This window comes from Pseudomonas sp. MF7453, from assembly GCF_016405455.1.
Lineage (GTDB): Bacteria > Pseudomonadota > Gammaproteobacteria > Pseudomonadales > Pseudomonadaceae > Aquipseudomonas > Aquipseudomonas paralactis.
Window position 1 is genome coordinate 141,298 of the sequence record NZ_JAEKCN010000012.1, and the last position, 22,859, is coordinate 164,156.

Below are 22,859 nucleotides of genomic sequence, written 5' to 3' on the forward strand. Positions count from 1 at the left end.
GCATTCATAAGGTGTGTTTCTGCCGGCCGGCCCAGGGCGCCAGCATAAAGCTGAATGCCAGGCCCAGGCTGACCGACAAACCAAAATTACTCACCGCCGGTGTACTGGATACCGTCAGCAGGCCGAACGACAACCAGGTTGTCAACGCTGCCAGCAATGTTCCCAACAGGCTGACGGCCGGGCCGCCGATCTGCTCGCGCATCAAGATCGCGTAGTCCACGCTGATGGCCGTGACCAGCAGCAGGCCAAACAGGCTGAACAAAGTCAGCGGCTGGCCCAGCCAACCGAGGCTGGCCAGGCTACACAGCGCGGCCAGCAACGGCAGGGCGACGATACGCAAGGCGCCGCCAAAACCGAAGGGCACAATCAGCAACACTACGATCAGCCCGCACGACAACAACTTCAATTCGGCAGCGCTGATTTGCGTGTCGGCAAATACGCGGTTCAAGTCGCCCAGGCGATCGACCAGTTGCACGCCGGGCAAGTCCAGCGCCTGTACCCGCAGCAACGCCGGGTTGTTCAAGCCTTGCAGGCTGACCATGGCCGCCACGCCGCCCTCTACCGGGCCGAGCCACAGCGTGCGCCAGGGTTCGGCCAGCGGGCCTTGCAGGGCCGCGTCGATGTCTTGGGTGGGTAGCGCCTGCAATTGCGCGACTTCGGCTTGCAAGGCGCTGGCGGGCACGCCGAGGTCCAGCAGCGGTTGCCAGTGTTGCGCCAGAGTGTTCAGCGCATCGCGCAGTTGTTGCTGCTCTTCGGGCAGGTTCACCAACTGACTGAGCGCCAGGTAGCCCTGGAGCTTGTCCATATTCACCAACTGATCCAGGCGTTTGCCCAGGGCGGCCTGGCGCTCCAGCAACTGCTGCTGATTATCCGCCCGCACCAGGAAAAACTGGCTGGTGGGCTGGAACCCGGTGATACGCGCTACGGCCTGGGCTTCCTGGAGCAATTGCGGCGGCGCGCCGATCCATTGGCGAATATCGTTTTTGCTGTCGAGCTGCCACAGACCGGCGGCGCAGAACACCAGCACCCCCACCAGCAGCACTGAACCGGGCACGCGTTTGATCAAGGCCGTACGCAGTTGCCACAGAGTCTGGGCGACACGCAGCGGCCATTGCGCCGGGCGCAGCTCCACGCCCTTGAGCAGCGCGGGCAGCAGGCACACCGCACACAAATAAGCGCCTACCAGCCCGGCGGCGGAGAACACCGCGATTTGCGTCAGCGCCGGAAACGGTGTCCAGGCCAGCGCCAGGTAGCCGATGCAACTGGTGGCCAGGCTCAGGCTCAGGCCCGGCAGGGTCAGGCGCAACGCCGGCCAACTGCGCCAGGGTTGCAGGCTCCAGCTTTTGGACAGGTAGTGCAGTGGGTAATCCACCGCCACGCCGATCAGGCTGGAGCCCAGCACCAGGGTCATCACATGCATATGCCCAAACAGCGCCACACAGGCGACTGCGCCAAACAACATGCCCACCAGCACCGGCACGAACGCCAGCAACACCCGCCAGCGGCGGAAAGCCAGCAACAGCAACAACAGGATGCCGACGGTTGCGCCACCGCCGACCCAGGTGATTTCCCGGGTGGCTTGCTGCTGCCCATTGGCCGCGTAGAGCAAGCCGCTGGCGGCGAGCAATTGCGCGCCGTGCTCGCCAGCTTGCTCGCGGCTGGCCTGGAGCAAGTCCGCTACTTGCAGCGGCAGTTTCATATCGAAAGCATTGCCGGTGGTACGTGCCCGCAGCAACACCCAGCTTTGGCCGTCGGCTTCGGCGATCAAGGCGCCGCTGCCGATATCCATTTGCACCGCACCGTGTTGCGGCTGGCTGTTCTGGATGCGCCCGGTCAGGCCCAGCCAGTCGTCCTGGCTTGGCACCAGGCTGAAACCTGTGAAGGGGTCGAACAGCGCTTGCACCCTTTGCTGGATGAAGGCGTCGGGGTGTTCGATCAGTTGCTCACGGTCGTTGGCCGAAAGCATCGACAAGCGCCCACGCAGCAGTTGCTCGCGCAGCGCCGGCAAGTCGGCTTGCAGGTTCCATTGCACCTGTTCAAACACGCCGCTGGCCTGCCAGCGCTCACCCAATTGCTGCGCCACGGCCAGCGCTTGCTGGCGGTCGGCATGGCCCACCAGCACCAGCATTTCGCGGTTCAGCGGCTCTTGCATACGCTGTTCGGCCTGCTGTTCCAGGGCGTTTGGCGTGCTGCCCGGCACCAGTTCCATCAGGTTGGCCGACAACGGCGCGCCATGGCGCCACTGCCAGCCGGCCAGGGCCAGCACGGCCACCAGCAGGATCAGGAACAGGCGTGGCAGCAGGCGTTCACTGGGCAAAGTCGTGTTGCTCCGCATTGCTCAATGGCTGGTCGGCCGTGCTGTCCTGCATACGCAATACCGTGCTGTCGCCTTGGGTTTCCAGCAGCTCGATGGTTTGCACCAGCGCGCCGCCGTCGATATTGATCCGGGTGAACACTTGCTTGAGCAGTAGCGAACGCGGGGTCAGCGTGAGCTTCCACTGTTGGGCCTCGCCTTGCAGTTGCAGGTCGAAGTCACGCTGCAAGCCGCTGCTGTCGCCCTGGAGTACGGCGAGAAACAGGCGATTTTGCTCGGCCCCGGCGCTCTTGTTCGGCAGCGGTTGCCAGCCGTTGGCGTCACGGCGAGCGATGCCCTTGCCGGTGATGCGGTAGTCCTGTTGCAGCGGGGTTTTGAGCAGCCACAACAGGCCGTGGTCCTTGGCGAGTACGAAGGTACCTTTACTCACCAGCGGCTGGGGCAGGGCGCGCAGGTGTTTTTCCTGGGTGAAGTTGCCGTGGATCACGGAGGGTTTGGCAAGCTGATCGCTCAACTGCTGCAAGTCAAAAGCCTGGGCCAAGCCTGGAACGCCCAACAGCAGGATAAGCACAATCCCTGTGGGAGCGGGCTTGCCCGCGAAGAACCTGAGGACGCTGCGTAGTGTCAGGCGTCTTGCGTTATCGTTAACGACCATCGCGGGCAAGCCCGCTCCCACAGGGGTCAGCATTTCAGGGCCCTTTCTACGGCATCGGTGAATATCGTGGGCGAGGCAAGCTGCATTTCGCGACTGGCGATTTGCACCGCCACTTGCACCGTGCTGGCGCGGGTCAAACGCTCGCCGCTGGCCAGGTCGGTGATCAAATAATTGACCTTCAAACGGTTCTCCCACTCCACCAGGCTGGCGCGCACATTGATGGTCTGGCCGAAGGTCGCGCCACGCACATAGCGTAGCTGCATGTCGATCACAGGCCAGGCGTAGCCGGACTCAAGCATCGCCGTGTAGTTATGCCCGATCTTGTCCAGCAACGCACAACGCGCCACTTCCAGGTATTTCACGTAATGCCCGTGCCACACCACATTCATGGTGTCGATGTCGAAAAACGGCACGAGGATTTCAGTGTCGCTGTGCAACACGCCGGGGCTACGCATGCAGCCTCCAGTGTTGCGCGGCGATGCGTTGCAGGCACAGGCGCAGTTCGCCTTCGAGGGCGCGGTCTTCGATGACCGGCGCAAAGTCCTGGGCCAGTTCGGCGTGCATCGCGGCCAGCGCCGGTGGCAGTGGCCGGGCATCCTCGGCCTGGGCGCGCAGCCACACGCCCTGATTGGCGGCGAGCAAGGTGGCGGCGGCCACTTGTTCGGTCAGCTCCAGCACGCGAATCGCATCGCGGGCGGCGATGGTGCCCATGCTCACCTTGTCCTGGTTGTGGCACTCGGTGGAGCGCGAGAACACGCTGGCCGGCATGGTGTTTTTCAGTGCTTCGGCGGTCCAGGCGCTGGTGCCGATCTGCACGGCCTTGAAGCCGTGGTTGATCATCGCGCGGTCAGCCGGGGCGCCCGACAGGTTGCTCGGCAGGCCATGGTTGTAGCGCACGTCCACCAGCAGCGCGAGCTGACGGTCGAGCAGGTCGGCCACGTTGGCGACCAGGGTCTTGAGGCTGTCCATGGCGAAGGCGATATGCCCGCCGTAGAAGTGCCCGCCATGCAGCACACGTTCTTCTTCGGCATCGATGATCGGGTTGTCGTTGGCGCTGTTCAGTTCGATCTCGATGAACGAGCGCAGCCAGTTCAGGCTGTCTGCCAATACGCCGAGCACATGGGGTGCGCAGCGCAGCGAATAGCGGTCTTGCAGGCGATGCAGCGGTGCGGTGGGCGCGTCGATGGCCAGGTCCTTGCGCAGCCACGCGGCCACTTGCATCTGGCCAGGGTGCGGCTTGGCAGCGAACAGGCGTTCGTCGAAGTGTTCCGGGTTGCCTTGCAGCGCCACCACATTGAGCGCGGTGATGCGCGTGGCCAGTTGCAACAGGTAGTTGGCGCGAGCGAAGGCCAGACAGGCCAGGCCCGTCATCACGGCGGTGCCGTTCATCAGTGCCAGGGCTTCCTTGGGCCGCAATACCAGCGGCTCCCAGCCCAGTTCGCGGTGTACATCGGCCGCCTGGCGGCGTTCACCACGGAACAGCACTTCACGTTCGCCGGACAAGGTCGCGGCCACGTAAGACAGCGGCGTCAGATCACCGCTGGCGCCCACCGAACCTTCTTCCGGGATCAGTGGCAGCACATCGTGTTCGAGGAAGGCGTGCAAGCGCTCCAGCAGCTCCACGCGTACGCCCGATACGCCATGGCACAGCGACTGCAAACGCGCCGCCAGCACGGCACGGGTGGCTTGGGCGTCGAGCAACTTGCCCAGGCCGCAACCGTGAAAGGTGTACAGATGACGCGGCAAGGCTTCGACATGTTCCAGCGGCACCGCTACCACGCAGGAGTCGCCGTAGCCGGTGGTCACGCCGTAGATCACGCCTTCCTTGTCCAGCAGCGAGTCGAGGAACTGCGCGCCCTTGGCGATGCGCTGGCGATAGGCCGCGTCACCCTGTAATTGCGTGGGCACCTGGCGGTTGGCCAGGGCCAGCACGTCTTCGATGCGCAGGGGGCGTTCACCAAAGGTGATGGGCTCAAGAGGCGTCGTCATCGGTCTTCCAGAAAGGGTAAAAGTTGAACCATTGTTGGGGCGCTTGCAGGCAAAACTGGCCCAGGCGCGCGGCGTAGCGTGCGGTCCATTGGGCAATGACTTGCTCACGGGTGCTGCGCTTCCATTCGACCAATTGCGCAAAGGGCTCGATGCTCAAGCGGTAGCGGCCTTCATGCTTGAGGCACATCAGCAGGTTAACCGGGCATTTGAGCAGCCCGGCCAGCAGCCACGGGCCTTGGGGAAACGCGGCGGCGTGGCCGAGAAAATCCACGCGCACCGTGCGCCCACCGTGCAACGGGATGCGGTCACCGGCGATTGCCAGCCATTCGCCGTCGTCCAGGCGCTGGCTGAGCAGCAGCATGGTGGCCGGGTCCAGCTCGCTGACCTGGATCAGGCGCAAATGGCTGGCCCCGGCTTCGCCCAGCAGGCGGTTGAAGCGTTCGGCGTGTTTGGTATGCACCAATACGTTCATGGTGACCTGTTCACCGATTTCCGCCAGGGCACGGCACACTTCCAGGTTACCCAGGTGCGCGCCCACCAGCATCTGCCCGCGTGCGCCACGCAGTTGCCCGCGCAATTGCGCCGGGTCATTGATTTCGATCTGCTCCAGGCGCAGCTTGCCGTTCCACACGTCGAGCTTGTCGAGCAGGGAGTCGGCGAAGGCCATGAACTGGCCAAAGACTCTCCGGTGGGTGGGAAGCAGTTCATCGCGCCCGCTCCATTGGGCCAGGCGCTGTTGATACTGCCAGGCGCTGTGACGCGCCGTGCGGCCAAACAGAAAGAAGTAGAAAACGATGCTGTAGAGCAAGGGGCTCAACAGGCGACGCCCAAGGATTTTTGCGGCGAGCGCCGTGAGCTTCATCAGCCAGAAGCTGCCGCGCTCCTCGCGGTCGGCCCAGTGCCTGGTGCTGTCGCTCATGCCTGCCACCGCCGCCACAGGATCATCGGCGCCCGCACCAACATGCCGAAGAACAGGCGCGTGTGCATGGCGCTGATGCGCAGGTTGTCGCGAAACAAGCGAAAGTGCGACAGGCCATCGGCGGGGTAGTGCACCTGGGTCGGCAGCCAGCGCATCGGCTGGTTGCGCCAGGCCAGGCGCACCAGGATGTCCGAGTCAAAATCCATGCGCGTGCCGATATAGGCCGAGTCCATCAAGGCCAGGGTTGGCGCCAGCGGGTATACGCGAAAGCCGCACATCGAGTCGCGAATCTGCAACGACAGCGTGTTGATCCACACCCATACGTGGGTCAGGTAACGCGCATACAAGCGGCCTTTGGGCACGCTGTCGTCGTATTCGGGGTAGCCGCAGATGACGGCGTCAGGGTGCCGGTGCGAGGTGTCGATAAAGGTCTCGACTTCGCGTAAGTCGTGCTGGCCGTCGGCGTCCACTTGCAGAGCGTGGGTGTAGCCCAGGCGCGCCGCTTCGCGGAATCCGGCCATCACCGCACCGCCCTTGCCCTGGTTGCTGGGCAGGGTTAACAGGGTGACGTTGTCCAGCGTCGCCAACTGCGCCAGCACGGCTGCGCACGCGGCGCTGCTGCCATCGTCCACCAAAAGGCAGGGCAGGCCGCTCTTCAGCACACTGTGGACCACGGCCGGCACGGCGGCTTCGTGGTTGTACACCGGGATCAAAGCGCAGGGGTTATGCATGATGGGGCGCACCCGATACACCGGGCCGTCTGCATCGCAGGCAAGCCAGCTCCCACATTGGATTTGCTGTGCACACAAGATTGTTGGCCGACACTGATCCAGTGTGGGAGCGGGCTTGCCCGCGATTGGGCATGAAGTGCTCACCCGGCTTATGCATGCGCGGCCTCCAGCACTATCCGCCCGCTTGAACACGCCGCAACCCCATTGCGATAGGCGAAGTACAGCTTGCTACGCTCCCGATCAAAGCGCAGGTGCAGTTCGATGTGATCGCCCGGGCGTACCAATTGCTGGAACTTGAGCACTTCCATACCGGCGAAGGTGCTCGGCAAGTCGAGCAGTTGCTGGCCCAGGTTGAAGGCCCATTCCACTTGCACCACGCCGGGCAATACCGGCGTGACCGGGAAGTGCCCGCTGAAATAGGCCAGGTCCGGCGGAACGCTCAGTTGCAAGGTCCATTCACCCTCTGTTTCGACTTGCGCCAACACTTCCGGGCTCTTGGGGCGAGGCGCCAGTAGCAGAGCTTCGATATCGGCCTGGGGCAGCTTGCCCTGGCTGTTCAGCGGCAGTTGGCGCAACAAGCGCCAGCGGCGTGGCAAGGCCAGGGCTTCGCAATGTTGGCTCAGGTGCTGGCGCAGGGTTTGGGTGAGCGTGCGTCGGCCCTGGTTGCGCAGGGCATGCAAACCATCGCTGCTGAGCACCACCAGCGCGCCGAGGGAGGCGCGGTTTTCCTGCACCACGCCCAAGCGGGTTTCGGCGACCCACGGGTGGGTCATCAACGCCTGTTCGAGCATCGGCAGGGAGATGCGTTTCTCTTCCAGCTTGACGATACGGTCCAGGCGGCCCAGCAACTCAAAACGGCCATCGGCATGGATGCGTGCAGCGTCGGCAGTCTGTTCGATGTGCCCTTCAGGCAGGTATTTTGAGGCGATACGCAGAGCGCCGTCGGCATCCTGGCTCAGTTGCACGTCGGCAAACGGCTGCCAGGGTTGCGCGCCCTGGCGCCAGGCGATGCCACCGGTTTCCGAGCTGCCGAGGATTTCCGTCGGCCATTGTTGCAAACGGTCGTAGAGGCTGCCGGCAGCTTCAATCGGCAATGCACCGCCGGAGGAAAACACTCGCGCAACCTGGCTCAGTGCCGGCCAGTCGAGGTTGTCGCCCATGCGCTTGAGCAACGCCGGGCTGGCCACCCAGGCAAATTGTGGATGTTCGCGGCTGGCGCGCTGCATGTCTTCGGGGAACGCCAGTTGTTTGCGCACAAAGGTGCGACCTGCGCACAGCGGCCACAGCACGCGAAACAGCAAGCCGTAGATATGCTGGGTGGCGACACTGCCGATGATGCAGGCATCCTTGAGGTCTTTGCCCCACAGGGCCTCCAGCGCCTCGACTTCATTGGCCAGCTGGCGCAGGGACTTGTCGATGCGCTTGGGCTCGCCGCTGGAGCCGGAGGTGCACAGGCTCAGTTGGCAAGTGTCCAGGTTGAGGGCGGCGGCGCTCAAGGGCGTTTGATACAGCGCGTCCAGGTCGCTGGCTTCGACCAGCCAGGCATCCACGGCGTCGGCCCAGCGTTGGCGCGTCTGGGGTTGCAGGTCGGCGGGCAGCAGCACGCTCGCGCCTGCGCGCCAGGCGCCCAGCAGCGCAATCGCCAGCAGCCCGGCGTCTTCCAGGTGCACGGCCAGGCGCCGGATACCCCGGGCTTGCAGGCCCGCCGCCAGGCTCAGCGACTGCTCCCACAGTTGCGCGTGGTTCATCTCGGGCTCAGTGGCTACCCAACGATTTTGCAGCGGCTCAAGCAGCAAGTGCTCAAGTTTCAACCCATTCATACGCGGCCTCGAACCCTTTGTCGTACCAGCCATTCCACGGCAAACAACAGCCCCATCAGCCCGTAGGCGATCAGGCCGTTGTACAACGTCCACCAGCTCAGCGGTGCCCACAGGGTGAGCGCGGCGGCAAGCAGGCCATTACACAGAAAAAACACGCTCCACACCACGGTGACCCGGCGTGTATACACCACCGCGTGGGGCGGCAGGTGCGGGTCGGTCATGCGTGCCAGGCGCTCGACCATCGGCGGGCCGTAATGCAGGCTCAGGCCGAACAGCGCCAGCATGAACGCGCTGACCAGGCTGGGGTACCAACGCAGCCACTGCGGGTTATCGAACCAGGCCAGCAGCACGCAGAACACGATGACCGTCACCGCCATCCAGCGGCTGCCCGGGCGCCGCGCAGCGGTCAGAGCGCGCAACAGCCACAGGCTGCCCAGCAGCAGACCGAATTGCCAAGGGGCAAAATGCTCGGTGCCGTAATACACCGCAAAGGGGTACAGCAGCCCCGCCAACAACAGGCCAAGGCCGATCAGCCGGCTCATGCGGCGGGCTGGACCAGACGGTACACCGCCTCAACCACGTCGTTGACGGTACGCACCGCCTTGAATTCTTCGGCGGCGATCTTCTTGCCGGTCTGGCGCTTGATGTGGTCGATCAGGTCCACGGCGTCGATGCTGTCGATTTCCAGGTCTTGATACAGGTTGGCGTCCAGGGTGACGCGTTCCGGGGGCAGTTCAAACAGTTCCACCAAGGCGTCGCGCAGGGTGTTGAAAATATCGTCACGAGTTTGCATGGTACGGTCTCAAGCTGCCTGTCGGGCCGTGACGAACGCCGCAAGGCTGGCCACGTTGGTGAAGTGATTGCGGGTGTCCTTGGCGTCGGCATCGATTTTGATGCCGTACTTCTTCTGAATCGCCAGACCCAATTCCAGGGCGTCGACCGAGTCCAGGCCCAGGCCTTCGCCAAACAGGGTCTGGTCGCTGCCAATGTCGTCGGCGCTGATGTCTTCCAGGCCCAGGGCCTCGATGATCAGCGTCTTTATGTCGTGCTCAAGGCGGTGTTGGTCGCTCATCTTCGGCGAGCTCCTTAATGAAATAGTGGTGCAGGTAATCGTTGAGCTTGCGTGAAGCCTGGGGCGCGGCGCCGAGCGCGGCGAACGCCTGTGGCTCTATATCGGCGCCCACACGCAAACTGAAGTGGAATCGACGCTTGGGGATGCGATACCAGGGTTCGGCTTTGGTCAGGGTGGTGGGGCTGACCTTGATCACCACCGGGGTGATGATTGTCGCACCCCGCAGGGCAATGGCCGCGCCGCCGCGATGAAAGGCGGGCGCCGCGCCTGGCGTGGTGCGGGTGCCTTCGGGAAAGATGATCAGGGTTTGGCCGGCGCGCAGGGCATCGGCCGCCGCATCAAGCATGTCGGCGCTGCCGTCGTTGCTGATATAGCCGGCGTCACGCACCGGCCCGCGGGTGAAGGGGTTCTGGAACAGGCTCTGCTTGACCACGCAGTTGGTCTGGCGCATCAGGCCGATCAGGAACACCACATCGATCAGCGACGGGTGGTTGGCAACGATCATCTGCCCAGGACGCCCGAGTTTTTCGGCGCCCTCGACACTGAACGTGAGGATGCCCAGGGATTTCATCAAGCGGATAAAGAACCAGAACAGGCAACTGATGGTATGGCGTGCGCGCCGCTGGTGCTCGATAGCGTCGCCCGGCAGGCAACTGAGCAGCGGAAACACCAGCAAACGCAGGCACAGGCCGCCCACGCCGAACAGGAAAAAGCTCGCGGCGGTAGCGAACAGGCGCCAGTAATAGGCGTCCCGAGGCTTGTCGGTCAGGGCTTGCGTTGCCAGTTCCATACTCGGTTCTTCCAGGCATGTTGGCAGGCGCCCTGTTCGGTCAGCAGGGTGCGCAGCAGGTTCAGGGCGTGGGGCCACTGGGTGATGGTGGTGGGTTGGACAGTGCCGGTGGTGAGTTCCAGCTGCCACTCGTCGCCCGGTGTGAGCAACAGGCCCAGGGCATAGGGGAACGGTACGTCGTGGATCCAGCCGGCGTAGGCTTCGGGCGGCTGTTCTTCGGTGATCACCAGCAGCACCGCCGGGGCGCCTTCGTTAAGCAGTGCGGCGGCTTCGAGCAGGCCGTGCTCCAGGCCATCGCCCACGGCGGCGAGGGCGGTCATCTCGCTGGTTTCATTGCGCAGGATCGACCACAGGCCGATCACCGCGTTGTGCACCGACAGGCTGAACTGGGTCGGCGACAGCGGCTGCTCGTTGGCCAGGTCGCTGAGGATATTCAGGGTGCGCGGGGTTTCACCGTGGCGGGAAATAAACACCAGTGGCAGCTCTGCAAGGCCCTCGGCCAGCGGCCAGCCGACGCTGAACGCCATGCGCGCCAGCCGGCTCAAGCGGCGGCGCTGCATCGCTGGCAAAAATGACACGTCGGGGCAGGCTTCGCTGGCGGGCAGCAACACCGGGGCCCGGCACCAGGCGTGCCAGTGGTCCGCACTCTCAAGGCCAGGAGCCCAGGCGCGCCATTGGGCGATGTTGAAGTTGATCACTGAGAAGTTATCCCGCCCCTGCGGGCTTCCATGTGCGGCCAATGGCCCCGGATTCCGGGACAGAGAGCAATGGCCGAATGGCGCGCATTATCCCGGTGCCGCAGGGTTCTAGCAAATACTGGTGAAAATTTGTTCACTATTGATCACAAATAAGTTGGAAGAACTTACAGATTGTTAGTCATCGCTGGCCGACCGTGGAATAGGCACACTCCTATTTGTTTGTTAGCCAGATGCGGCGCCCGGATGAACGAGGTAGCTAACTGGCGCTTTTGCGCTCTACACTCGGTCATTCATTGATACACGGAGGTTTTTCCATGCGGCGCGTGGTGTTCAATCAAAAAGGCGGCGTGGGCAAGTCCAGCATCGCCTGCAACCTGGCGGCGGTCAGCGCCAGCGAAGGTTACCGAACCCTGTTGGTGGACCTCGATGCACAAGCCAACTCAACCCAGTACCTGACTGGGCTGACGGGCGAAGACATCCCCATGGGGATCGCGGATTTTTTCAAGCAAACATTGTCTTCCGGGCCGTTTTCGAAGAAGAACAAGGTTGATATCTACGAAACGCCGTTCGACAACCTGCACGTCATCACCGCCACCGCCGAGCTGGCAGACCTGCAGCCCAAGCTCGAAGCCAAGCACAAGATCAACAAGCTGCGAAAGCTGCTGGATGAGTTGAGCGAGGATTACGACCGGATTTACCTCGACACCCCACCCGCGTTGAACTTCTATGCGGTTTCTGCGCTGATTGCGGCTGATCGTGTGCTGATCCCCTTCGATTGCGACAGCTTTTCGCGCCAGGCCCTGTATGGCCTGCTGGCGGAAATCGAAGAACTGAAGGAAGACCATAATGAGGGCCTGGAAGTGGAAGGTATCGTGGTTAACCAGTTTCAGGCCCGGGCCAGCCTGCCGCAGCAGATTCTGGATGAACTGATTGCCGAAGGGCTGCCGGTGCTGCCCGTGTACCTGGCCAGCTCGGTGCGAATGCGCGAGTCGCACCAGGAGAGCAAGCCGCTGATTCATCTGGACCCACGGCACAAGCTGACTCAGCAGTTTGTGGAGTTGCATAACTTACTTGAGAACGCCTGACCCCACAGGCAACACCGAACACTGTGGGAGCCGGGCTTGCCCGCGATGAGGGCGGCACATTGAGTCAATGTGTCGCTTGGAACACCGTTATCGCAGGCAAGCCAGCTCCCACAGTTTGGATTGCATGCCGGCAGGTGAGTTGGATTTGTCCCACAGGGTCTGTAGGACGGGTCTGGCAATTGGGCTTGTGCCTTGTAACCTTGCCTACAGCTACGCCAGAATCCGCCGGCTTGTGCGTCTGGATGGGCGTCTCTAAGGTTTGCCGGTCGCTGAATGTTCAGTGATCGGGTTTAGTAGCCCGTGGTGAGACGTACGGCAAATCGTCGATCAGGATCTTCCTGGATTCGATGGTGGCTGTACGGAGGGCGCTTTCGAGCGCGCCGGTTGCGTCTCCCCGGTCTACTAACCTGCGTACAGCTGCCACCCTCCGTTTAGTAGCGGCTGGTTGCGGCTCCCCAACCCGGAGACGATCCATGACTAACCTCTATACCGTGTTACCCAACCTCCCCACCGAAACCCTCGTGCTCAACAGCTACGAAACCTTCTCCTCGGTGCGCACCTTGCTGCTCAACCTGTCCAACGACCTCACCGGCGAACACCGCGACGTAGCGCTGGCCATCCACCAGTTAAGCGAACTGGGCGTCATGCTGGTCAGCCAGATGATGGACCGCGAAGCCCCGCTGACCTGAAGCTGAAATGCATTCAATGTGGGAGCTGGCTTGCCTGCGATGGCATCACCTCGGTGTACCAGGCAGACCGAGTCGCCTGCATCGCAGGCAAGCCAGCTCCCACATTGACCGAGTTGATGGAAGGGGAATGTTTACACCCCCTGGCTACGCAACCAACTCATCAATTGCGGCAACGGGAATGCCCCGCTCTGGCGCGCCACTTCGCGGCCGTTCTTGAACAGAATCAAACTGGGAATCGAGCGAATCCCCAGCTGGGCTGACAGTTGCTGGTTAGCCTCGCTGTCCAGCTTCGCCAGCCGGCACTTGCCTTCCAACTGCCCGGCTGCTTGTTCGAATACCGGCGCAAACGACTTGCACGGCCCACACCAGTCGGCCCACACATCGACCAAAAGCGGCAGGTCGCCCTTGATCTGGCTGGCATAGTCGCCCTGTTTCAAATCAAAGGGTTTGTTCAGCAACACCGGCTGCTTGCAACGCCCGCACTTGGGCGCGTCACCCAGGCGTTCGCTGGGGATGCGGTTGAGGCCGTTGCAATGTGGGCAGGGGATGACAAGAGGTTCGGACATCGGAGGCTCCTTGGGGTCTGGCCAATAGGTGTATTTGGTGCCGGAACTGGGATTTATCAAGGCTGGGTGCAGGGGACTTATTCGCTCACAGTTTCGCCCGCGCCGGGATAAATCGTGTGACTAGGCTTTCGTTGTGCGCCACCGGTCTGTTTGCGGCTATAGCAAATTGCGATAGTTCGAATTCAGGTTTAACCTTCATAGCAAGATGCGATAAGGACGTTGCATGCGAGTCATCAGTGAAAGCAGGATCTGGGAAGCAAAGGGAAAATGGCCGCGCTCGGCAACGGCTTTGGATCAGTGGTATCGCGTGATCAAGCGCAACGCCCCCAAGGACTTCGCTGCGATGAAAGCCATGTTTCCCGCCACGGACAAGGTGGGTGAATTTCATGTGTTTGATATTGGCGGTAACAAGCTGAGGTTGATTGCGTCGGTGCAGTATCGAATGCAGCGCGTTTACATCAAGCACCTGCTTGACCATCGCGATTATGAGAAGGACAAATGGAAGGAAAAAATCAGATGAGCGCACTTATACACGTTGCAGCAGAGCACTGGCAGTTCGTTTCGCCTGTGCTGCGCAAGCCGGAAAACGAGGCAGACTACGACGCGCTGGTATGCGGTTTGGATGAGCTACTGAGTCTGGTGGGTGAAGACGAGGACAGCCCGCTGATGAGCCTGGTCGATATTTTGAGCGACTGGATTGAAGCTTATGATCGTGAGCATCGCCCAATGCCCGTCGCCAGCGGGGTCGATGTGCTGCGCTACATGATGCGCGAGCACAACCTCACCCAGAGTGACCTTCCGGGCGTTGGGGCGCAATCAGTTGTCTCGGAGATATTGAGCGGAAAACGCCAGCTCAACGTGCGCCAGATTCGTTGGCTGGCCGAGCGTTTCGGGGTGTCGGTGGAGACCTTTATCTAAGAGGTCAAGACGAACAACTGATCTCCAGATGCTTGCCCCAATCCGGCGGCCGCTGCGCGTACTGCTCCATTCCCGCTTGTTCCTCAAACGGTTTGCAAAGCACCTCATGCAGCCGCCGCACTTCGCTGTAGTCCCCGGACTCGGCGGCGGCAATAGCGTTTTGTGCCAGGTAGTTGCGCAGGATGTAGAGCGGGTTCACCGCATGCATGCGCTCGCGGCGCTGTCCCTGGGTGTAATCCCCGTCCCGCGCAACGCGGGCCTTGTAGCGCTCGGCCCAGGCATCAAACCCGGCCAGGTCGACGAAGTCATCGCGCAACCGCTTCACTGCAAGCTCCGCGGACTCATCGCCCAGTCGACGGAAGAACAGCGTGTAGTCCACGCCGCTGTTCTGCATCAGCTTGAGCAAACCCTCCACCAGGGTCTGGTCGTCTTCTTCGGCGGCGGTCAGGCCCAGGCGGCGGCGCATCAGGTCCAGGTAGTGGGCCTGGTACAGCGGCAGGTACAGGCCGAGGGCTTCTTTCAGTGCGTCAATGCTGATAAACGGCGTTAGCGCCTGGGCCAAGGCGCTCAGGTTCCACTGCCCGATCGGCACCTGATTGCTGAAGGAATAACGCCCCTCATGATCGGAATGGTTGCAGATGAAGTGCGCGTCAAAATCATCCAGAAACGCGAAGGGCCCGAAGTCGAAGGTAATGCCCAGGATCGACATGTTGTCGGTGTTCATCACGCCGTGGCAAAAACCATAAGCCTGCCATTTGGCGATCATTTCGGCGTTGCGCTCGACGATTTCGCGGAACATCGCCAGGTAAGGTTCGGGCTGCTCGCGGCACTCGGGGTAGTGCAGGTTCAGCACGTGCTCGGCCAGCTCGGCCTGCTGCTCGGGCTTTTTGGTGTAGTAGAAATATTCGAAGTGCCCGAAGCGGATGTGGCTGTGGGCCAGGCGCAAAACCATGGCGCCGCGTTCCTGTTTCTCCCGCCATACCGGCGTGCTGGAGCCGATCACGCACAGGGCACGGCTGGTGGGGATGCCCAGGGCATGCAGGGCTTCGGAGGCGAGGAATTCGCGGATCGAAGAGCGCAACACCGCACGCCCGTCGCCCATGCGCGAGTAAGGCGTCATCCCGGCGCCCTTGAGGTGCAAATCCCAATGTTCGCCGGCCTCGTTGTAGACCTCGCCCAGCAACAACCCGCGGCCATCGCCCAATTGCGGGGTGTAGCCGCCAAACTGATGCCCGGAATACACCATCGCCCGTGGTTCGGCTTCGGCCCACAGTTTGTGGCCGCCAAACAGTTCGGCAAACACGGGCGTTTCAGCCACGGCCGGGTCGAGGTCGAGCAGCGCCATGGCGGCCTTGCTTGCCACGACCAGGCGCGGCTCGTCGAGGGGCTCGGGCAGAACGTGGGTTGAGAACGCATCGCCCAGGCGTGCGAAGCGGTTGTCGAAGGTCAGTTCGTCGAGGGCTTTCACCGGCCATCTCCAGCAGAATGTCCGAGCATTCTGCTGGGGATAGGGCGTTTAGTCGAGTTTGCTGGGTGGCGGCTCCGGCGCATCCACCACTTTGCCGGCGGGTGGCGCTGGTGCGTCGGGCTTGTCGACGGGCTCGACGATGGTCTTGCGCTCATCCTCGGCCGGCACCAGTTTGTATTCCTGGCCGTGGAGGTTTTTCAGGTAGATCTCCATCTGCCTGAACGAGATGTTGATGTGCTGTTTCTTGAACTCACGGTTGATAAAGCGGTTGACCTCGTCGAGCACCGGGTTGCGGTCGCCCAGGTCGCGTACGTGCATGCGCAACTCGTGGTCCAGGGTGCTTTCGCCGAAGTTGAGGAAGTACACGTGGGGTTCGGGTTCTTTCAGTACCCGCGGGTTTTCCCGTGCGGCTTTCAGTAATAATTCCTTCACTAAGTCCAGATCGGAGCCGTAGTCCACCCCGAGTTTCAAGGTGACGCGGGTGATGGTGTCGGTCAGCGACCAGTTGATCAGTTGCCCGGTAATGAAAGTCTTATTCGGGACAATGATGTCCTTGTTGTCGAAGTCGGTGATGGTGGTGGCGCGAATGCGGATCTTGCTTACTGTGCCCGATAGGTTGCCGATGGTGATGGTGTCGCCAATGCGCACCGGGCGTTCGAACAGGATCATGATGCCGGAGATGAAGTTGGCGAAGATCTCCTGCATACCGAAGCCCAGGCCCACCGACAGCGCCGCAACCAGCCATTGCAGCTTGTCCCAGCTCACGCCGAGGGTGGACAGGGTGGTGACAAACCCTACGCCGGCAATGATGTAGGACAGCAAGGTGGTGGTGGCATAGGCGCTGCCCTGGGCCAGGTCCAGCTTGGACAGCACCAGCACTTCCAGCAGACCGGGCAGGTTGCGCGCCAGGGCGAAGGTGATGCCGATGATGATCGACGCGCCGAGCAGGTCGCCGATACTGATGGGCACCATGCTGATATTGGTACCCGTACCGCTGGTGTATTCGTACAGGGTGACGTTATCCAGGTACGAAAACACCGAGATCAGGTCCGACCACACCCAGTACAGCGCCGCGATAAAGCCGCCGAGCAACGCCAGGCGGATCAGGCGCATGGACTGTTCGTTGACCTGTTCGATGTCCAGGGTCGGCTCCTCGATCACCGTTTCGCCATCCCCGGCTTCCTTGGCCGCCTGACGTTTGGCCAGGGCGCGGGCATAGGCCAGGCGCCGGGCGGCCACGCCTAGACCGCGCACGAAGGTGGCTTCGATCACCAGCCAGAACATCAGCAGGTACAGGGTGTTGATCAGCCGGTCGCTGAGTTTCAGCGCGGTGTAGTAATAGCCAAAGCACACGGCAATAAACAGGGCGATGGGCAGGGCGGTGAACACCACCCCGATGGCCTTGCGAAACAGCGAGGCCTTTTCATGTGTAGGGCTGTTGAGCAGCAGGCGACCCAGCAGCCACGCCATCAAGCCATAGCAGGTGAGCACCACGGCGATGCCCAGCACGTCTTCGGCCAGTGCCGCCGGTTGGTGTTCGGCAATCGCCACCACCGCCACCAGGGCCAGTACCACCAGCCCGAGCTTGCGTACCCAGCCCTGGAGGAACTGGACCTGGGGTTTCTCCCAACGAAAGTGCAGTTCGGCCACGCCGCCCGGCGCCAGGATGCGGTAGGCGGTATAGAACACCAGCCACGCCTGGGCGATCTGCAGCAGGGCCGAGCCCAGGTTGGCGTTTTGCCCGCGGGCGTCGATCTGCAACGCATAGCCGCACAGCGCCAGGCCCAGAGACACCGGCATTGCCAGCAAGATATTGATCAGGATCGCCTGCGGCGTATGCCACTGGCTGTCGCGCTTGAAGTGACCGATGTCCAGGTGGACCTTGTTGAGGCGCTGGTACAAGGCCTTGCGCCGCCACAACAGCGCGCCGATCAACAGCAGCAGCGGCAGGAACAGCAATGGGCGCTGGGTCAGGCCGTCATACAATTCGCTGACACTGGATGCCCAGGGCAGGGTGGCGACTTGCTTGCTCAGGTGCGCCGGCACGGTTTCCAGCCATTCGGTGTCCAGCGGCTTGTTGCTCGGGATCCAGAACATCTGCTCATCCAGCGTGGCGCGCAGGGTGGTGGCGGTGCTGAGCAGTTGTTTCTGGTTCAGTTGCAGGGTGATGGATTCGTTCAGCAGCGCGCTCAGCTCGCGGCTCAGGCGCTCCAGCAGGTCGCTGCGGGTGATCGCCAGTTCCAGCAAGGTGCGACGCAGTTGCGGCGTGACTTCATCCGGTGGCTGGTTGGCCAGCAGGTTATCCACATAGGCGCTGGGGGAGCTGATCAGCTCACGCTGTTGGTTGACCTCGAACTGATACAGGCGAATGTTGGCGATATCGTCAGCCAGGTCGCGGTCGACGGTCAGGCGCGGCAGGGCCTGTTTTTGCTTATACAGAATCTTGGAAAGCAGCAGGCTGCCCTTGAGCACGTTGATCTGCTCGTCCAGGGCCGAATCGCTCTGGTTGACCGTGTCCAGTTGCTGCTTGGTCTGCAGGTTTTTCTGGGTCAGGTCATTGAGGCGGTCAGTGCTCTTGAGCAGGTAGTCGGAGAGCTTGAGGTTGTCTGCGCTTTCCTTGGCCAGGATGCTACTGCCCCCGGCTTTCTGGGCTTCGATGGACTGTTGGGTCACCGTTTGCTGGGACTGGGCCAGGCGTTTCTGGTTGATCAGGGTTTGCAGGTCCTGGATTTCCTGCTCCAGGCGTGCGGTTTTTTCCTGGATCAGGTCGTGCTGGCTGTTGCCCAGGTCTTGCAGCTGGCTGTTGCCGGCCAACTCCTGGCGGCGCAGGGGGATCAGCGCATTCAGGGCCGCCAGTTCAGCGTTCAACTGGTTGCGCTGGTCGCCGCTGAGGGCTTTGCCGTTGTCTTTGCCGAGCTTGAGCGTGGCGTTGATCTGCTGGATGCGCGTCTGGCTGCTGCTGATTTCGGTCTGGGCGCGCTCCGGGCGGGTCTGGGCGGCGATGGTCAGGCTGTTGGCGTCGGCCAGCTCTTTTTGCAGGTCGCCTTGCTGGGTGCTGCGTTGCACCAGCAATTGCTCCAGCTGCGGCACGGGCAGGGAGGCATAGCGTTGGGCCACGGGGATGATTTTGGTGGCCTTGAGGCGAGCCAGCTCACGCTGGTTCTCATTGGTTTGGCGCGGTGCCTCTTCCAGCTGGCGCTTGAGATCGGCCAGGCGCTGCTCGTAATCCTGCTGGTTCGCCAGGTACGTCAGGGTCTGCTGCAGGATGCCCTGCAACGCCTTCATGTCAGCGTCGGGCAGCTTGCGGTCGGGCAGTTTATCCAGGGTTTGCTGGATGGCGTCGGCGCTGGGCGGGTCGGCAGCGTGAACGCTGCCGACGCAAAGGGTCAGGCCCAGCAGGGCAGTGGCGATAAAAGTGCGCAGGGTTGGCATAGAGACCGGTCTTGCAAGGTGAAGAATCGGGGCGTAATAGCCCCGCAGTTTAGAGGAAGAGTCCGGGGCCCGGGCGACTTCCTTCGGGGAATCTGACGCCGACTTTGCCAATCTTGTTCCCGTCCATGACCGCGACGGTCCAGATGGTGTTGTTCCACTCCACCTGGTCGCCCACCACCGGTGCGCCGCCAACCTTCTGGGTGATGAAACGGCTCAGCGGCATGTCCGGGTCGATACCCTCAAGCTTGAGCCCGTACAAGGCGGAAACCGCGCCCAGCTGGGCGTCCCCTTCCAGTACGAAGTCGCCGAAGAAGCGCAAATCGAGGCCCCGTTGCGGTGCCTGGCTGAACAGTTTGCCCAGGGCCGGCAGGTTGTGTTCATGGCCGATCACACAGAGCAAATCGTCGACTTCCAGCACCGTACTACCCGACGGATGGAGCAGTTGCTGGCCACGAAACAGCGCGGCGATGCGCGTGCCTTCGGGCATTTTCAGCTCGCGCAGGGCCGCGCCGATGCACCATTTCTCGGCACCGAGGCGGTAGACGAACAGCTCCCACTCGCTGGTGACGTGCACTTCCAGCGCTGCCCGGGAAATCGGCGCCGGGTCCGGCGGTACGGTGACTTTAAGCAACTTGGCCACCCACGGCAGGCTGGTGCCTTGCACCAGCAGCGAAACCAGCACGATAAAGAACGCCAGGTTGAAGTACAGCTGGGCATGGGGCAGGCCGGCCATCAGCGGGAACACCGCGAGGATGATCGGTACCGCGCCGCGCAGGCCGACCCAGGCGATAAAGGCTTTTTCGCGACCGTGGAAGGCCTTGAACGGCAACAGGCCAACCATCACCGAAAGAGGCCGCGCAAACAGGATCATCCACAGCGCCAGGCCCAGGGCGGGCAGGGCGATGGGCAGCAGGTCATGGGGCGTGACCAAAAGGCCCAGCACCAGGAACATGCCGATCTGCGCCAGCCAGGCCATGCCGTCGAGCATATGCAGGATGCCATGGCGGCTGCGCACCGGGCGGTTGCCGATGACCAAGCCGCACAGGTACACGGCGAGGAAGCCGCTGCCGTGCAGGGCGTTGGTCAGGGCGAAAACGAACAGGCCGCCGGCGATCACCAGAATCGGGTACAGACCGTTGGCCAGGTTGATACGGTTGACCAACTGCAACATCAGCCAGCCGCCGCCCAGGCCCAGCAGGCCACCGATGCCGAACTCGCGAATCAGATGGGTCAACAGGCTCCAGTGCAGGCCGGTCTGGCCGCTGGCGAGCATGTCGATCAGGGTGACGGTAAGGAACACCGCCATCGGATCGTTACTGCCGGATTCGATTTCCAGGCTGGCGCTGACCCGTTCGTTGAGGCCCTTGCCGCCCAGCAGCGAGAACACCGCCGCGGCGTCTGTTGAGCCAACAATGGCGCCGATCAGCAGGCCCTGGATGATATTAAGGTCGAACAGCCAGGCCGCGGCCATGCCGGTGAGGCCGGTGGTAATCAACACCCCCACCGTGGCCAGGGACAAGGCCGGCCACAGCGCCACGCGGAAACTCGCCACCCGTGTGCGCAAACCGCCGTCAAGCAGGATCACGGCCAGGGCGAGGTTGCCCACGAGGTAGGCAGTTGGGTAGTTATCGAAAATGATGCCGCCGCCATCGACACCGGCGGTCATGCCCACGGCCAGGATGATCACCAGGATCGGGATGCCCAGGCGGGACGAAAGGGAACTCACCAGAATGCTCGCACTTACCAGCAACGCGCCGATCAAGAACAGGCTGTTGATGGTCGTCGCATTCAAAGGCAGTACTCCAGAGCAGGGAAGACGGGGCGCAAACTGACCATGCAGTCTGCGTGCCAGCGATTCTAACCTGTTGAATTGCTGCGCTGTCAAAAAGCTTTTGTAGCTGCACATCGCTCAAATGTGGGAGCTGGCTTGCCTGCGATTGCGGTGTGCCAAGCGCCATGGGCGTCAGATGACAGATTGCTATCGCAGGCAAGCCAGCTTCCACAAGGTATGCGGTGTGAGCAAAGGCTTATTTCAGAGGCGGAAACGGCCAACCATCCCGTTCAGGTCCACGGCCAGGCGCGACAGTTCGTTGCTCGCTGCGCTGGTCTGGCTGGCGCCGGTGGCCGATTGCACCGACAGGTCGCGGATATTCACCAGGTTGCGGTCCACTTCCCGCGCCACCTGGGCCTGTTCTTCTGCCGCGCTGGCGATCACCAGGTTGCGCTCGTTGATCTCGACAATCGCAGTGTTGATGGTATCGAGCGACATGCCCGCGCCTTTGGCGATATTCAGCGTCGATTCGGCCCGCTCGGTGCTGTTGCGCATCGAATCCACCGCATGTTCGGTACCCGTCTGGATACTGCCGATCATGCGTTCGATCTCGCTGGTGGACTGCTGGGTGCGATGGGCCAGGGCCCGTACTTCATCGGCCACCACGGCGAAACCACGTCCGGCTTCGCCGGCGCGCGCAGCTTCAATCGCTGCGTTCAGGGCCAGCAGGTTGGTCTGGTCGGCCAGGCCGCGGATCACGTCCAGCACTTTGCCGATATCCCGCGATTCATTGGCCAGGTCGCCAATCAGGGAGGCGGTGGCCTGCACATCAGCGCTCATGCGCTCGATGGCGCTGACGGTTTCCTGCACCAGGTCACGGCCGTCACCGGCAGAGGTAGTGGCGTTGCGCGAAGCTTCGGAAGTGCTCACGGCGTTGCGCGCGACTTCCTCAACGGCGCTGGTCATCTCGTTGACGGCGGTGGCGGCTTGTTCGATTTCGTTGTTTTGCTGGGTCAGGCCACGGGCGCTTTCGTCGGTGACGGCGTTCAGCTCTTCGGCGGCAGACGCCAACTGGGTGGCAGAGCCGGCGATGCGTTGCAGGGTGTCGCGCAGCTTGTTCTGCATCTTGGCCATGGCGGCGAGCAGGCGCCCGGCTTCATCGTTGCCGTCCACGGTGATCGGGCGCGTGAGGTTGCCTTCAGCCACTTCTTCGGCGGCTTCAAGGGCGCGGGCAATGGGCAGGGTAATACTGCGGGTCAGCAGCCAGGCAAATAACACGGTCAGCGCCGTGGCAACCACCAACAGGCCCACCACCAGGTTGAAGGCCATGTCGTATTGGTCTTTGGCGCGCTGGTTGGTGGCGTTGGCGTCGTCGTTATTGATATCCAGCAAGCGGGTCAAGACCACGTTGACCTGCTCGGAGTTATTCAGCAGCTCGTTGTTCAGCAGGCTGCGCAGCTCGTCAATCTGATTGGCGCGCGACAGGCTCTTCATGCGCTCTTCAATCTGGCGGTACTGGCCCAGCAGGCGCACGTATTCGTCGTAGGCGTTGCGTTCTTGCGTACTGGCGATCAGTTTTTCGTAAACGCCCTGGGCCGTGCGAATCTGCTGATTGCGCAATTCGAAGGCTTCCAGGGTCTTTTGCTGTACATCCGGCTCGCGGTTGGTCAGCAAGCGGTACGACAGCACGCGCAGGCGCAGGGTCAATTGGGTGAATTCGTCGAGGGCACGAATGCTCGGCACGCTGGCAGAGGTGATGTCTTCGGTGGCTGCGCGAATCTTGCTCATCTGGTTCAGGGCGAACACACCGAGCAACAACATCAGGGCGCCAATAAACGCGAAGCCGAGGAAGGCCCTCGGGGCGATATTCATATTACGAAGAGACATGCTGGAATCCTGGAGGGAAGCGCGATCCGTGCGGCCATGAGACGAGGTGTGCCTG

The 22,859-nt window shown here is 62.3% G+C and carries 21 protein-coding genes and 1 pseudogene; 4 read left to right on the forward strand and 18 right to left on the reverse strand.

Features of this window, described 5'->3' with window-relative positions; translation table 11 throughout:
* Positions 1–4: 4 nt before the first annotated feature.
* The 12 genes from JFT63_RS19530 to JFT63_RS19585 form a co-directional block, all read right to left on the reverse strand.
* Complete coding sequence (locus JFT63_RS19530; RefSeq protein ID WP_198844552.1) at positions 5–2,335, reverse strand: MMPL family transporter; 2,331 nt, start codon at positions 2,333–2,335, stop codon at positions 5–7.
* A complete protein-coding gene (locus JFT63_RS19535; protein WP_233102351.1) occupies positions 2,307–3,002 on the reverse strand; it encodes an outer membrane lipoprotein carrier protein LolA in 696 nt (231 codons plus the stop codon). The genes JFT63_RS19530 and JFT63_RS19535 overlap by 29 nt, the downstream gene beginning before the upstream one ends.
* The gene (locus JFT63_RS19540; RefSeq protein WP_186559599.1) at positions 2,996–3,424 is read right to left on the reverse strand and encodes an acyl-CoA thioesterase; all 429 of its coding nucleotides are present in this window, start codon (positions 3,422–3,424) and stop codon (positions 2,996–2,998) included. The genes JFT63_RS19535 and JFT63_RS19540 overlap by 7 nt, the downstream gene beginning before the upstream one ends.
* Positions 3,417–4,958 carry an HAL/PAL/TAL family ammonia-lyase gene (locus JFT63_RS19545; protein WP_198844553.1) on the reverse strand — a complete coding sequence of 514 codons (1,542 nt, stop codon included), beginning with the start codon at positions 4,956–4,958 and terminating at the stop codon, positions 3,417–3,419. Before JFT63_RS19545 ends, JFT63_RS19540 begins: the two co-directional genes overlap by 8 nt.
* Positions 4,942–5,877 carry an LpxL/LpxP family acyltransferase gene (locus tag JFT63_RS19550; protein WP_198844554.1) on the reverse strand — a complete coding sequence of 312 codons (936 nt, stop codon included), beginning with the start codon at positions 5,875–5,877 and terminating at the stop codon, positions 4,942–4,944. Before JFT63_RS19550 ends, JFT63_RS19545 begins: the two co-directional genes overlap by 17 nt.
* Entirely contained in the window at positions 5,874–6,608 is a 735-nt protein-coding gene (locus tag JFT63_RS19555) for a glycosyltransferase family 2 protein (protein WP_198844555.1), read from the reverse strand. The genes JFT63_RS19550 and JFT63_RS19555 overlap by 4 nt, the downstream gene beginning before the upstream one ends.
* A gap of 149 nt (positions 6,609–6,757) precedes the next feature.
* Positions 6,758–8,428, reverse strand: coding sequence for an ApeI family dehydratase (locus JFT63_RS19560; protein WP_198844556.1), 1,671 nt, complete (start codon positions 8,426–8,428; stop codon positions 6,758–6,760).
* Positions 8,425–8,970 carry a hypothetical protein gene (locus JFT63_RS19565; RefSeq protein ID WP_198844557.1) on the reverse strand — a complete coding sequence of 182 codons (546 nt, stop codon included), beginning with the start codon at positions 8,968–8,970 and terminating at the stop codon, positions 8,425–8,427. Before JFT63_RS19565 ends, JFT63_RS19560 begins: the two co-directional genes overlap by 4 nt.
* On the reverse strand, positions 8,967–9,221 hold the full coding sequence (locus tag JFT63_RS19570) for an acyl carrier protein (protein ID WP_003187949.1): 255 nt from the start codon (positions 9,219–9,221) through the stop codon (positions 8,967–8,969). Before JFT63_RS19570 ends, JFT63_RS19565 begins: the two co-directional genes overlap by 4 nt.
* Positions 9,222–9,230: 9 nt before the next feature.
* Entirely contained in the window at positions 9,231–9,500 is a 270-nt protein-coding gene (locus JFT63_RS19575) for a phosphopantetheine-binding protein (RefSeq protein ID WP_010563239.1), read from the reverse strand.
* Positions 9,478–10,290 (reverse strand): lysophospholipid acyltransferase family protein, encoded by an 813-nt coding sequence (locus tag JFT63_RS19580; RefSeq protein WP_057702523.1) that lies wholly within the window; start codon positions 10,288–10,290, stop codon positions 9,478–9,480. Before JFT63_RS19580 ends, JFT63_RS19575 begins: the two co-directional genes overlap by 23 nt.
* The gene (locus JFT63_RS19585; protein ID WP_198844558.1) at positions 10,266–10,988 is read right to left on the reverse strand and encodes a beta-ketoacyl synthase chain length factor; all 723 of its coding nucleotides are present in this window, start codon (positions 10,986–10,988) and stop codon (positions 10,266–10,268) included. The genes JFT63_RS19580 and JFT63_RS19585 overlap by 25 nt, the downstream gene beginning before the upstream one ends.
* 314 nt (positions 10,989–11,302) lie before the next feature.
* Here JFT63_RS19585 and JFT63_RS19590 point away from each other — a divergent pair, with 314 nt between their 5' ends.
* Entirely contained in the window at positions 11,303–12,073 is a 771-nt protein-coding gene (locus JFT63_RS19590; protein WP_032878281.1) for a ParA family protein, read from the forward strand.
* A 473-nt stretch (positions 12,074–12,546) separates the two neighbouring features.
* The gene (locus JFT63_RS19595; protein ID WP_198844559.1) at positions 12,547–12,762 is read left to right on the forward strand and encodes a DUF6124 family protein; all 216 of its coding nucleotides are present in this window, start codon (positions 12,547–12,549) and stop codon (positions 12,760–12,762) included.
* Between the two features lie 131 nt (positions 12,763–12,893).
* Here JFT63_RS19595 and trxC read toward each other — a convergent pair whose 3' ends face one another.
* Positions 12,894–13,328, reverse strand: a complete 435-nt coding sequence (gene trxC, locus JFT63_RS19600) for a thioredoxin TrxC (protein WP_057702526.1) — start codon at positions 13,326–13,328, stop codon at positions 12,894–12,896.
* A gap of 223 nt (positions 13,329–13,551) precedes the next feature.
* Between trxC and JFT63_RS19605 the strand changes: the two genes are divergently transcribed.
* Positions 13,552–13,848 (forward strand): type II toxin-antitoxin system HigB family toxin, encoded by a 297-nt coding sequence (locus JFT63_RS19605; protein WP_043047206.1) that lies wholly within the window; start codon positions 13,552–13,554, stop codon positions 13,846–13,848.
* Positions 13,845–14,246, forward strand: a complete 402-nt coding sequence (locus JFT63_RS19610; protein WP_057702527.1) for a helix-turn-helix domain-containing protein — start codon at positions 13,845–13,847, stop codon at positions 14,244–14,246. Before JFT63_RS19605 ends, JFT63_RS19610 begins: the two co-directional genes overlap by 4 nt.
* 4 nt (positions 14,247–14,250) lie before the next feature.
* On the opposite strand, the gene selO is transcribed toward JFT63_RS19610, so the two are convergent.
* From selO to JFT63_RS30135, 5 genes and pseudogenes are all read right to left on the reverse strand, one after another.
* Positions 14,251–15,714, reverse strand: coding sequence for a protein adenylyltransferase SelO (gene selO / locus JFT63_RS19615; protein ID WP_198844560.1), 1,464 nt, complete (start codon positions 15,712–15,714; stop codon positions 14,251–14,253).
* Between the two features lie 48 nt (positions 15,715–15,762).
* Positions 15,763–19,146: a mechanosensitive channel MscK gene (gene mscK, locus JFT63_RS19620; protein WP_198844561.1), complete on the reverse strand. Its 3,384-nt coding sequence runs from the start codon at positions 19,144–19,146 to the stop codon at positions 15,763–15,765.
* Positions 19,147–19,195: 49 nt separating this feature from the next.
* A complete protein-coding gene (locus JFT63_RS19625; protein WP_057702530.1) occupies positions 19,196–20,938 on the reverse strand; it encodes a potassium/proton antiporter in 1,743 nt (580 codons plus the stop codon).
* A 240-nt stretch (positions 20,939–21,178) separates the two neighbouring features.
* A complete protein-coding gene (locus JFT63_RS30130) occupies positions 21,179–22,051 on the reverse strand; it encodes a methyl-accepting chemotaxis protein (protein WP_436976874.1) in 873 nt (290 codons plus the stop codon).
* 30 nt (positions 22,052–22,081) lie between these two features.
* Positions 22,082–22,804: pseudogene (locus JFT63_RS30135) on the reverse strand (MCP four helix bundle domain-containing protein); the annotation flags it as partial.
* Positions 22,805–22,859 lie beyond the last annotated feature (55 nt).